13 protein-coding genes are annotated in these 10,568 nt (G+C 69.8%); 3 read left to right on the top strand and 10 right to left on the bottom strand.

All coding sequences use genetic code 11. The features are described 5' to 3' along the window. Positions 1–851 (top strand): WXG100 family type VII secretion target (locus ABD120_RS07700; RefSeq protein WP_343949021.1); only part of this gene is annotated, 851 nt, incomplete at its 5' end. Between the two features lie 145 nt (positions 852–996). Here the strand turns inward: ABD120_RS07700 and ABD120_RS07695 are convergent. The 4 genes from ABD120_RS07695 to ABD120_RS07680 all read right to left on the bottom strand — a co-directional run bounded on the left by ABD120_RS07695 (position 997) and on the right by ABD120_RS07680 (position 5,237). After that, positions 997–2,034: an LLM class flavin-dependent oxidoreductase gene (locus ABD120_RS07695; protein ID WP_343949020.1), complete on the bottom strand. Its 1,038-nt coding sequence runs from the start codon at positions 2,032–2,034 to the stop codon at positions 997–999. Between the two features lie 516 nt (positions 2,035–2,550). After that, on the bottom strand, positions 2,551–3,447 hold the full coding sequence (locus ABD120_RS07690) for a hypothetical protein (protein WP_343949019.1): 897 nt from the start codon (positions 3,445–3,447) through the stop codon (positions 2,551–2,553). After that, complete coding sequence (locus ABD120_RS07685; protein WP_343949018.1) at positions 3,444–3,764, bottom strand: PadR family transcriptional regulator; 321 nt, start codon at positions 3,762–3,764, stop codon at positions 3,444–3,446. The genes ABD120_RS07690 and ABD120_RS07685 overlap by 4 nt, the downstream gene beginning before the upstream one ends. 231 nt (positions 3,765–3,995) lie before the next feature. Beyond that, positions 3,996–5,237: a hypothetical protein gene (locus ABD120_RS07680; RefSeq protein ID WP_343949017.1), complete on the bottom strand. Its 1,242-nt coding sequence runs from the start codon at positions 5,235–5,237 to the stop codon at positions 3,996–3,998. Positions 5,238–5,718: 481 nt separating this feature from the next. Between ABD120_RS07680 and ABD120_RS07675 the strand changes: the two genes are divergently transcribed. Next, positions 5,719–6,090 carry a hypothetical protein gene (locus ABD120_RS07675; RefSeq protein WP_343949016.1) on the top strand — a complete coding sequence of 124 codons (372 nt, stop codon included), beginning with the start codon at positions 5,719–5,721 and terminating at the stop codon, positions 6,088–6,090. 131 nt (positions 6,091–6,221) lie between these two features. On the opposite strand, the gene ABD120_RS07670 is transcribed toward ABD120_RS07675, so the two are convergent. The 3 genes from ABD120_RS07670 to ABD120_RS07660 form a co-directional block, all read right to left on the bottom strand. Beyond that, the gene (locus tag ABD120_RS07670; protein WP_343949015.1) at positions 6,222–6,617 is read right to left on the bottom strand and encodes a VOC family protein; all 396 of its coding nucleotides are present in this window, start codon (positions 6,615–6,617) and stop codon (positions 6,222–6,224) included. 750 nt (positions 6,618–7,367) lie between these two features. Further along, a complete protein-coding gene (locus ABD120_RS07665; protein ID WP_343949014.1) occupies positions 7,368–7,661 on the bottom strand; it encodes a hypothetical protein in 294 nt (97 codons plus the stop codon). A 191-nt stretch (positions 7,662–7,852) separates the two neighbouring features. Beyond that, on the bottom strand, positions 7,853–8,236 hold the full coding sequence (locus ABD120_RS07660) for a DUF4345 domain-containing protein (protein ID WP_343949013.1): 384 nt from the start codon (positions 8,234–8,236) through the stop codon (positions 7,853–7,855). A 77-nt stretch (positions 8,237–8,313) separates the two neighbouring features. Here ABD120_RS07660 and ABD120_RS07655 point away from each other — a divergent pair, with 77 nt between their 5' ends. After that, positions 8,314–8,964, top strand: coding sequence for a TetR/AcrR family transcriptional regulator (locus tag ABD120_RS07655; protein ID WP_343949012.1), 651 nt, complete (start codon positions 8,314–8,316; stop codon positions 8,962–8,964). Here ABD120_RS07655 and ABD120_RS07650 read toward each other — a convergent pair. From ABD120_RS07650 to ABD120_RS07640, 3 genes are all read right to left on the bottom strand, one after another. Beyond that, positions 8,952–9,527, bottom strand: coding sequence for a hypothetical protein (locus ABD120_RS07650; protein ID WP_343949011.1), 576 nt, complete (start codon positions 9,525–9,527; stop codon positions 8,952–8,954). The genes ABD120_RS07655 and ABD120_RS07650 overlap by 13 nt on opposite strands. 150 nt (positions 9,528–9,677) lie before the next feature. Continuing rightward, positions 9,678–10,226 (bottom strand): TetR/AcrR family transcriptional regulator, encoded by a 549-nt coding sequence (locus ABD120_RS07645; RefSeq protein WP_343949010.1) that lies wholly within the window; start codon positions 10,224–10,226, stop codon positions 9,678–9,680. Further along, positions 10,223–10,546 carry a DMT family transporter gene (locus ABD120_RS07640; protein ID WP_343949009.1) on the bottom strand — a complete coding sequence of 108 codons (324 nt, stop codon included), beginning with the start codon at positions 10,544–10,546 and terminating at the stop codon, positions 10,223–10,225. Before ABD120_RS07640 ends, ABD120_RS07645 begins: the two co-directional genes overlap by 4 nt. Between the last annotated feature and the right edge of the window lie 22 nt (positions 10,547–10,568).

Below are 10,568 nucleotides of genomic sequence, written 5' to 3'. Positions count from 1 at the left end.
GTCATCCGGCGGCCGGGCTCCCGCGCCCGGCGCCGGGCGCGGGGTTCGGCCCGCCCGTGCCGCCCCGCCCGCCCATGCCGCCCATGCCGCCCCATCCGCCGGGGCCGCCTCCGTCGGCGGTGCCCAGGACGCCGTCGGCGGCCGTGCGCACCTGGCGGGTCGCCTCCGGCATGAGCCTGCTGGCCGTGGCCACGTACCTGATGGTGGAGGGCGCGCAGGGCAACGAGCAGGCCATCCGGCAGGCCAGGACCAGCTGGGCCAACGCGCTGGCCGGCACCATCGGCGTGGAGGGGCAGCTGATGCCCGGCGTCGAGACGGTCCGCAGGGCGACGACCGGCTGGGACACCGCCGACCAGGCCGCTTTCGAACTCTCGCTGAACACCTTCAACAGCCAGCTCGGCGCGACGAAGACGCTGATGGAGCACATGGGCGACAATCTGGGCCAGCTGGCCGACGCCTACGCCGAGTTCGACACGGCGCTGCGGCTGACCGGGGTCTCGCTCATCACCGCGCTGACGGGCCTGATGGTCGCGCGCGCGTTCCCCGCCACGGCGATGGCGGCCGCGTTCGGCGAGGCGGCGGCCGTCAGGACCGCCAACATCGCCGTGATCGCGTTGATCGGCCAGCTCGCCGGGTTCCTCGGCAACGCGGGGATGAACTTCGCGCGGCTGCGCAGCGCCCTGCTGACGATCAGGACGGTGCTGCCGGACGGGCCGGGCGCTATCGGCTTCGGCGGCGCGGAGCTCAAGCCCGACGGCCTGCCGCCGTTCCAGCCCCCGCCCGAGCGCGCTCCCGGCCAGGCTCAGTCGCTTCCGCCGGGCAGCGGAACGTTCGACTGGGACCTTCCCTGAGAGCGCCCTCGGGGCCGTGCCGGAGCTGCGCACGAGAACCCAGCCTGCCGGAGACAGGGTGTCGTTGCGGGTGCTCAGCCGGTGACGAGCCGCTGCGGGCGGGCCGGGGTCCTGCCCGCAGCCGCCTGCTGCGGGGCTGAGGAGTTCAGGTGGCCAGCTTCGCGAACTCGGCCATCTCCGCCGGCGGATCGACCACCGGCTGGATGACGATCTCGTCGATGCCGGCATGCGCCAGGGCGGTGAAGCGAGCGAGCAGGCCGTCCCGCGTTCCGACCAGCGTCAGCGCGTCGATCAGCGGCGGCAGGATCAGGTCCCGGTCCGCCGGCGCGATGCGCCCCAGATAGTCGGCGTAGAGCGCGGTGTGCCGGTCCGGCGCCCCGGTCACGGTTCCCCGGCGAGACAGCAGCGACCGTACGGCGTCGCGTTCCTCGACGCCGAGCCGTTCGGCGAACGCGGGATTGTCGGCGGCGAAGGTCAGCAGCGACATGACGATGTGGCCCGTCGCGTCTTTGGCGGCGTCGCCGTGGGGGTCCTCACCCTCCTTGAGGACGTGCAGCGCGGTCATGACGTAGGAAGCCGGGTCACCGGGGGCGCCCCCGGCCTGCCGGCGAGCATCGTGGAGCGCCTTCCAGTCCTCGGGTGCCAGGAGACCGAAGGAGAGGATGCCGGTGCCGCGGCGGCCGGCGACGGCGGCCGCCTTCGGTCCGAAGGCGGCCACCAGGAACTCGATGGGATCGGTGGTGTTCACGTACGGCCCGGCATGCAGGAGCCGGATGTCGCGGGCCCGGCCCCCTTCGCGGTACTCGGCGGTGCCGCCGGCGCACAGGCTCTGCAGGGCGGCGGTGAAGTTCTCGAGTTCGGCTGTCGTGGTCGGCGCCATCCCCAGGGTGCGCCGGGCGGTGTTCCCGGTGCCGACGCCGCAGATGATCCGGCCGGGCGCCAGCGCGTTGAGGCTGGCGAACGCGCCGGCCGCGGCGGGCAGTGACCGCAACGCCGGCGAGGTCACGCCGATGCCGAGCTTGATCCGCCGGGTGACCTTCGCGCACAGGCCCAAGGCCACGAACGGATCGCCGTGGAGCACGGGTGTGTCGTAGACCCAGAAGCTGCTGAAGCCCAACTCCTCGGCCTGCACGGCCAGGTCCTCCACACCGGGTCGGGCCGTGACAACGATGCCTTTGCGCACGATGCCTCCACGTCAGTACCGAGGGTCCGATGGCTCTGCTTCTCATGAATCATCCAGAAGGCGGTCCGCGTCAAGCCGGGGAACCGGTCCCGGTGGCGGCGCGGCGAGTTCCTCGGTGATCCGCTCGGGGACGGGGAAGGGCGCCGTTCGCCCCCGTCCGCGCCGTGGCATGTGCGCCTGGGCCGGTTCGTGTCCTGCGTGCCGTGCGGCAGGAGGACCGGTGTCTCCGGGTGGGTGCCGGGAGTCTCGGCCGTGACCGGCCATCGTCACCTCGTACAGGTGCCGGGTCTGGCCCCTGCCGACGTAGGCGCGGAAGAGGGATGCGGAGACTATTCGCTCAGAGAACAACGCTAAGGACTTTCCGCACGTCAGCACGGGGTGTACTGACCATCGCGGCACCCCAGGAGCGTGGTTGGTGGAGGCCCTCGGAGATGGTCCGGCGACGGCCGAGCCCGATGCGCTGGACCTCTTGGCGTATCCATCAGGTACCCACCTGTGTGGTGCGCAAGGCGGCGCTCACGCCCTGGTGTGCACCCGACGGGCGGCGATCAAGGAGGCCACGACGAGAGCGGTGAGCACGCTCCAGTACAGGAAGCCGCGGACACCGGTCACAAGCAGGTTCTCGGCCAGGTAGACCAGGCCGGGAAGCAGGTAGACGGCGGCCGCCAGCGCCCAGCGGCCGTCCCTGGCAGCCAGCGTCGCGGCCAGCACCAGCAGCAGAGCCACCACCTCGACGCCGGCCCGCGAGACGACCCAGACAGGTTCGTACACCGGCACCTGCGTGAGCTGCAGCGCCCAGCCGGCCAGCGGGAGGAGCAGCCACCATGGCGACCGGGCGGGCATCGTCGCGCCCCACCCCCGGGCCTTCCCGGACGCACGGCCCGCCCCCGCCCGCCGAACGGCGAGCACCGCCGACGCGGCCGCGACCACCCAGTAAGGCGCAACCGGCGCGAGGTCGCCGTACATCGGACCGAGATCGAGCCCCGGGACGTAGAACCCTCCCCAGACGATGGGCCAGCTCGTCCACACCGCGGCGAACGCCGCAAGGAGAGCCGCGACCCGCACCCATCCCCGAACGAGCGCCACCATCAGGACGATCCCGAGCACCGTCCATATCTCGTAGTCGAAGTACGGCAGGACAGGAAGCTGTGCGAAGGTGACCATCGCCACGATCAGCGCGCCGAGATGCAGGCCGTCGGTCCACGGCGGCACGCCGGCCGCGCGGCTGGCCCGGACGCGGACGGTGAACGCGCCGGCGAGGAGATGCAGCGTCTCGCGCGGCGACGGCCGACGGTCCTCGGGCCGGGCCGCCTCCATCAACGTGCCGATCAACTCCTCGCCGTGCGCCGCGCGGTAGTCCTTGGGGTAGGCGCGCAGGAGGCGGCGGTACCGCCGTTCGAGAACGTGGGTCATACGCTCGTCACCCCGCTCGGCCGCAGGACGAGTGCGGCGGCGCGCTGCAAGCGGGCCGCCTGAGCACGGACGGCGTGCACACCGTCGTCGGTGATCCGGTAGTAGCGTCGCGGACGCCCGTTCACGGTCTCCTCGCGGTCAAGCAGCACCCAGCCGGTCTCGGAGAGCCGATCGAGCGCGCTGTACAGAGTGCCGACGGCGAGGTCGACCTCGCCGAGCGACTGGGTCCGGGCACGTTTGATGATCCCGTATCCGTGGAGCGGCTCGTCCATCAAGGCGACGAGGATGAAGTACGTCGCCTCCGTCATTCCGATCATGACCCCACCATATATCGACCGTCGAAGTATTGGGTAGGGTTCGCGGACGCCCTACCGGACAACCTGCCGTGCCGAGTGTCCTTGACGGCCGCACGGGTGTTCAGATGGCCCCTGGGGTCGAAGTGCGGAGGGGCTTCCTGGCGTGTTCGGTAGTCCTGTTCGTCGTCTTCGGCCCCGGCATCAGCCGACGGCCGGCGAGACGATCAACCCTCAGTACGGCGATGCGCAAGCTCAGGGGTTGGCGTCCGTGGCTTTCACGGAGAAGACGACGCGCTCCCCTTCTCCTTCGGTCTGGCCCCACAGTTCACCGGTGGCGTACCAGAGCGACAGGTCCTCCGGACGGTAGGCCCAGTTCCTGTGGGATCTGATGGTCGCGTCGGCGACGTTCACCGTGGCGAAACGCCTGCGCGGGTCCGCGCCCGGGGAACGACCGGCGGACATGTTGAGATGGAGGGTGTCGCCGTCCGCCTGCACGCCCTGGACGTCGCTGATGGCGTCGGCCGGGTCGCCCGGCAGGGTGGACTCCCACGCCTGAACCGGAGCGTTGTACAACCGGTAGTCGGCACTCGCGCCCGGCTGGAACCGGTAGCGGATCAGTTTGGTCCCGGCGAAGGTGCCGCCGTCGTGGCTCTTCTTGTAGTTGCCCGCGATCAGGCTCGCGCCGCCGGAGCTGTTGCGGTCAAGAGAGACGTAGTCGAGCTGGAAGGGCGTGATGTAGTGGCGTACTTCCGGAATCACGTACTTGAAGTCGCCGCCCCCGCTGCCGGTCTTGCGGTAGATCTTGCGGGTGTCGAAGACGCGGATCGTGCTGTGGGTGGAGCTGGGGCCCGAATAGCCGTTCCACGATTTGCTGGAGGTCATGAACAGGTACGGCCCGTACCACGCCAGCCCGCCGCCGTGGCCGTAGACGCGCCTGAGGTCGCCGCGTGAGTCCACCCACACGGGCAGGACGTTGCGATAGCTGCGCGAATCAAGATCGATCACGGAGAGCATCACCGAGTTGTAGCGGTAGTCGGTGTTCTGGTTCGTCCAGCTCCAGCTCGTGATCAGGGCTCTGCGGTCGCTGCCGATCGGGGTGCCGTCCAATTGGGCTTCGCCCGAGCTTGCCATCGCCTGCGGCACCCAGGGCAGTTTCGACGGGTCGGCCGGGTCGCCCTGAGCGTCGGCGTCCCAGCAGAACCAGGTGGCGACGGGCAGACGCGGAAGATTGCCCGCCCGAGCGGCGCATCCGGGGTCTTCGCCACCCGGCAGCGCGACGCGGTCGGTCCCGCTGAGCGCGCCGCCGATGCCCACCTGCTCGAACTCCGCCGCGGGCGGCACCGAGTACGGGTCGGATCCCACCCGCAGATCGAGTCCGCTCAGGCTCAACGTCTTGAGAGGCGCCGGGGCGAGCGTCTGCGCGGCCGCGCCGACGGGTGCCGCCAGGGGTAATGCCAGCGCAGCGGTAGCCAACCAGGTCCGCGCGATCATCATGGGAGCTCCTTGGTGTGATCGGTCAACGCCGTTGTCGCCTTCTGCCCCCGAGGTTCGCGGAACGCACTGAGGCACCACCGTCAGCGATCTTGACTGACGGTCCCGTCGGGGGGCAACCCCTGATCGGGTGTATGGCCGGAACCCGCCGGTCGCTCCACCGGCCGAGACCGATCCGGCAGGGACTCGCTCCCCGGCTGCGCGGAACCCTTCCAACCCCGCACGCCTGCTCGTCAGGAGTTCGTATCCGCACGCATTCCGGTGAACCGCCCGTAAAGAATCTGACCTCTCACTAAGGTGATCAAGTCATTGATTCGGGAGGAAAGCAGTGAATACGTGGCGGGCAGCCGTCCTGCGCATCGGCCGTTCAGTGCTTGTGCTGGCTCTGGCGGGCGGCGTCGTCCCGGCCGTCGCCGCACCTGCGGCGTCAGCGGACCGGAAGCCCACGCTCGGACCCCACGGATACGGAGCTCTGAAGCTCGGCATGACCACCGCGAGGGCCAAGGCGACCGGCAGCATCCTTCGTAAATCCGTCGGAGATTCCGCCAGGTGCACGGGGTGGGACCTGAAGGAGAATCCGTACGGCGAGTACCGGGTGGGCATGTACATCTCCAAACGGCACGGCGTGGCAATGATCGTCGCTCATGCGGGCATGAAAACGCCTCAAGGCATCGGCCTCGGCTCCAGCAAGGCCCGGCTGAAGGCCGCCTACCCCGGTCTGCGAAAGGGTCCGGGCGGGTATCCCGTCGCCGACGTGCCGGGCAACAACAAGGCGTTCTATGTCTTCTACGCGCCGAAAATCGAGGTCACCGGGATGAGCCTGGTTCTCACCAAGCAGGACTGCATCAAATACTGAGCCGGTTCCCACCTGACGGCGCGAACTCGTCGGCCGACAGCCGTCTGCCCTGCTGACCGGGCCGCGTGCGGCCGCGGCTCGTCATCCCGGGGCCGGGCGGAACTGATTGGCCGCCCTTCGGCGTCGAAGGTCTAACCGGGCGGCGCCAGGGTGCGCAGGACACAGAACTCGTTGCCCTCGGGATCGGCCATGGGCACCCAGCTCCGGCCGGGGCCCTGACCCACGTCCATCTTGGAGGCGCCGAGGTCGAGCAGCCTGGCCACTTCGTCGTCGGTGCTGAGGTCGATCGGGCTGATGTCGAGGTGGAGCCGGTTCTTGACGGCCTTGCCCTCGGGTACCCGGATGAACTGCAGGGTGGGCGGCATCTGGCGGGCCCGGACCTCCTCGACCGTCGGCTCCCATGAGCCGATCTCGACCTTGTTCCCGCTCCGTTCGATGACCTTCAAGTCCAGGGCGGCGCACCAAAAGGCGGCCAGGGGCTCCGGATCGTGACAGTCGATGGTCAACTCGGTGAACCTACTGGTCATGTGACTCCCCGGGCGGTGCGGATGGACGGCTCAGCCTACGACCGCTGATCTCGGTCCGGTACCAGGTGGGTGCCGTAGCAGCCTGCGAGGCCGATCACGACCTCAGGGATGCCGGCTTGCTCGCCGAATCCGGGGTCTACGGTCATCGAGTCTCCGGCCAGACTCGGTCGTCTTCTCCGGGCCGATGTCCGGGCACCAGAGGAGCCGACGCCACCGCAGAAGATCGAACGCATTACTCCGGCGTGCCGACGGGCGGGCATCCCCGGGCCGCAGGGAGGAGTTCACCGTGGTGAGCTCCTCCCTGCCTCGATCCACGGCGAGGAACGATCGCCTCCACCGCAGGCATCCTCGCAACTCGCCCGCGCCTCACCCTCTCGACGGACCGAGGCGCGCGCCTGGTCGACGGTTCGGATGGGGTGCGATCGACAGGGGCGAACACGAAGAACGTCTTCTGCGTGTGCGACAGCCGGTCGAGTCGCCTCCAGCGTCTCCGGGTGCTTGGGAGTGGCCAGGGTCGGCGCCACTCGAAGGTCCTCGCCACCGCCGGGCCCGACTTCGGCCTCCTCGCCTTCACCCGGTCGGCAAGAAGCTCAGTCACACCGGCAGGGCTGCACCAGGAGTGAAGACAATTCAGCTCAACGAGATCAAGCTGGAGAAGGTGAAAGTCCCGACTCCCGGGAGAGGCCGTAAGGGAACTCCCGGGCCATTTTCAGGCCGGCGGCCGGCCTCGCCGTTCATGCCCGGTGAAGCTCAGGGGATGTACACCTCGTAGTAGTAGCCCGGCCGGAAATGGCCACCCCCGCTGACCCAGTAACAGCCGGCGAGCCCGCTGTACAGGCCGCTGTTCGCGGCCTCGTCGAAGGCGAGGTCGCAGGCGGCCAGTGTCGCGTGGGGGCCCTGCCGGTACCAGTCCGGCGCCGGCCAGCCGCTGGTGGCCACGGGCGCGCCGGTCTGTACGGTGGCGACGGCGGGTGCGGCACCGGCCAGGACGCCGGCGCCCAACGCCATGGCGAGTACGGCGGAATGTAATCGGCGGATCTTCATGAGGCTCCTTTAATTCGTGAAGGAGAGCACCTTCAGATAAGCACGGGCCACCGGTTTTGAAAAGCCACCGATTCTGGAGCGGGTCATGGCATGCGGAGCGGATGACCGGCTCGCGGATTCAGGTATGGGCGCGGCCGGATTCTCTTCCCTTTTTTGCCTGACCGGATCGCCGAACACGCCCTTTCTGACGATTATGCGGCGGCGCGTTCTTCTTTACCGGCCAGCCAGAAGAAGACCGGCGGCAGTCCGAGTTCGATGACCGCCAGCGCGGTCTGGAATCCGTGGGGCCGGCCGTGCACGGCGAGCGAGAGCAGGCGGCCCACCCCGCCCAGGAGGAAGACGGCGGCCAGCCACCGCACCACCGCGACCGGGATGGGGCGCTGTCGTGCCGCCCACAGCCAGGCCAGTCCGTAGCCGGCGAAGGCGGCCCCCATGAACCGGCCCCAGCTGTCGACCGTCGGACCGGCGGAGGCGGCGCCGGGGATCGCCGCGTTGCCGAGCGCCACGTGGAGCAGGCCGATCAGCACGCAGGCCCATCCCATCAGCAGGACGAGCGAGCGCAGGGCCTTGGCCATGATTTTCTCCCACCTTAGTTGACATGTGTCTACTACAGTGGGAGAGCTAGTAGACGCTTGTCAACTAGAGTTGGGTCATGCCTCCTCGCCAGCGACTCACCCCCGCCGAGCGCCGTACCCGGCTCCTCGCCGTCGGCGCGCGGCTGTTCGCCGCGCATCCCTACGCCGACGTCCTGATGGAGGAGGTCGCCGAGGAGGCCGGCATCTCGCGGGCCCTGCTCTACCGGCATTTCTCCAGCAAGCAGGCCCTTTTCGCCGCCGTCTACCAGCAGGCGGCCGACCGGCTGCTCGCCGAGACACGGCTCGACTCCGCCCACTCCCTGACGGAGCAGCTCATCCAGGGCATGGACCTCCATCTCGACTACTTCGTGGCCAACCGCCATGCCGTCCTCGCCGCCAACCGGGTCCTCGCGGGCGACCCGGTGATTCAGACGATCATGGCGAACGAGCTGGACGCGCTCCGCGAACGCCTCCTGACGGTCCTTCCGCTCGCGGACGACAGCGTGCGCGAGGCCGTCTCCGGCGTCCTGAAGGGCTGGCTGGTCTTCGTTCAGGTCCTCTGCGTCGACTGGCTCACCCGCGAAACCTGCACCCGCGATCAGCTGCGCGACATCTGTATCGGCGCGGTCCTCGGCGCGCTCGGGCCACTGCTCGCCGAGGACCCCGCCCCGGACCGGAACCACCACCGGACAAGCCATCCGATCCGGCCCGACGGTCACGGCGTGTAGGAGTTCAGGGTCGAGGTCAGGGGTCCGAACCCGCGTTCCATCCCGCCGGGCCGGTTGCGCGCCAGCCAGCATTCCCGATACTCGGCGATCCACGCGGCCGGGTCCGCGCGCATCTCGGCGTCGCCGGGGGTCGCCAACCCGGCGGTACGGCCCAGCCGCCAAGCCCCGTGCCGGGCCAGGCCGATGGCCGCGGCGAGTTCGCGGACCGCCAGCGCGCCGTCGGGCGAGTGCGGCCGGGCCCGGGGCAGGTCCGCCAGCGCCCGCACCAGTGTCGTGATGACCGTCTCGACGAGGTCGGGGTCGGGATCGTGTGTGATCAGATGCCGCTGGTCGGGGATCAGCGCCGCCTGAAGGGGGCTGCTGTTGAACGATCGCCGGCCGGTACGGTCCCACACCCGCCCGACGGTGTCGAGCACGCCGCCGAGCACTCGGGCGTGGTCGTGAAAGACATGCCGGTCGAGTACGGCGGGCAGATCGAGATCCGCGTTGGTGGCGAGGCGCCAACCGGCCGCTCCGCCGTACACGATGGGTGGGTAGGAGGTGCAGAACGCCTGCAGCTCCAATGGCTGCTCAACCCCCGGGACGTGGCGATCGGCGAGCTGTTCCGGGCTTTCCTGGCCACCATCGTGTCAGGCGAACCTGCCACGAGGACCTGACGCCCCAGTTCGGCACGGTGGCGACGGGCAAGGGTTGAGAACAGTGCGCCGGGCCGCTCAGGAGGGGCGGGTGGCGGCCTCCGTCGCGAGGCGCAGCAGTTGCCGCACCTCGTCCAGGGGGCGGCCGTCGACGATGTAGGCCAGCCACACGCCGCACATCGCCGAGTACAGCAACTGGGCGCGCGGGTCGTGGACGGGCACGCCGAGGAGGTCGGCGACGACGGCCTGGCAGCCTTCGCTCCAGCGGCGGGCGTGGGTGCGCAGCACGCCGGGCTCGCGTCCGGCGTGCAGGTAGAGCTCCCACAGGCCGAGCTGCTGGGCGCGGTCTCTGCCGGCCAGGCCGTCCATGAGGTCGTCGAGGCCGGTCTCGCGCATGAAGGCGAGTTCGTGGTCGACGAGCCGGCCGAACGCCTCGGCGATGAGTTCGTCGCGCGAGGCGAAGTAGTAGGTGGTGGCCGCCAGGGGCAGCGCGGCGCGCTGGGCGACCGCGCGGTGGGAGACGGCGGCGGAGCCGCCTTCGGCCAGGAGGGCGGCCGCGGCGTCCAGCAGGGCGGCGCGGCGGTGGACCGCGCGGGCCTGTGGCTGGGTGGTGGCCGACCGGGTCAATGGGCTCCTGCGAGGTTGAGGACGACGACGCCGCCGATGATGAGAACGATACCGCCGATCTTGAGGGCGTTGAGGGACTCTCCCATGAACAGGGCGCCGATGAGGGCGATGGCGGCGGTGCCGACGCCGGACCACACAGCATAGGCGACACCCATCTCCAGCTGGAGTTTGAGGGCTTGGGCGAGCAGGGTGAAGGAGACGAGGTAGCCGATGGCCACGACGACGGTCCAGCCGAGGTGGCTGAAGCCGTTGCTGAGCTTGAGGGCCGAGGTGGCGGTGATCTCGAAGGCGATGGCGACGGCGAGCAGGATCCAGGCCATGGGGTCTCCCTGAACAAAAACT

This window comes from Nonomuraea longicatena (assembly GCF_039525605.1).
Lineage (GTDB): Bacteria > Actinomycetota > Actinomycetes > Streptosporangiales > Streptosporangiaceae > Nonomuraea > Nonomuraea longicatena.
Note: the sequence above shows the minus strand (reverse complement) of the source record. Positions and strands in the feature narration are given on the sequence as shown.

Bases quoted from the DNA above. Each gene is read 5' to 3' on its own strand.
- ABD120_RS07670 (WP_343949015.1), bottom strand. From the start codon at position 6,617: ATGACCAGTAGGTTCACCGAGTTGACCATCGACTGTCACGATCCGGAG.
- ABD120_RS07680 (WP_343949017.1), bottom strand. From the start codon at position 5,237: ATGATGATCGCGCGGACCTGGTTGGCTACCGCTGCGCTGGCATTACCC.
- ABD120_RS07655 (WP_343949012.1), top strand. From the start codon at position 8,314: ATGCCTCCTCGCCAGCGACTCACCCCCGCCGAGCGCCGTACCCGGCTC.
- ABD120_RS07665 (WP_343949014.1), bottom strand. From the start codon at position 7,661: ATGAAGATCCGCCGATTACATTCCGCCGTACTCGCCATGGCGTTGGGC.
- ABD120_RS07675 (WP_343949016.1), top strand. From the start codon at position 5,719: ATGACCACCGCGAGGGCCAAGGCGACCGGCAGCATCCTTCGTAAATCC.
- ABD120_RS07640 (WP_343949009.1), bottom strand. From the start codon at position 10,546: ATGGCCTGGATCCTGCTCGCCGTCGCCATCGCCTTCGAGATCACCGCC.
- ABD120_RS07660 (WP_343949013.1), bottom strand. From the start codon at position 8,236: ATGGCCAAGGCCCTGCGCTCGCTCGTCCTGCTGATGGGATGGGCCTGC.
- ABD120_RS07690 (WP_343949019.1), bottom strand. From the start codon at position 3,447: ATGACCCACGTTCTCGAACGGCGGTACCGCCGCCTCCTGCGCGCCTAC.
- ABD120_RS07685 (WP_343949018.1), bottom strand. From the start codon at position 3,764: ATGATCGGAATGACGGAGGCGACGTACTTCATCCTCGTCGCCTTGATG.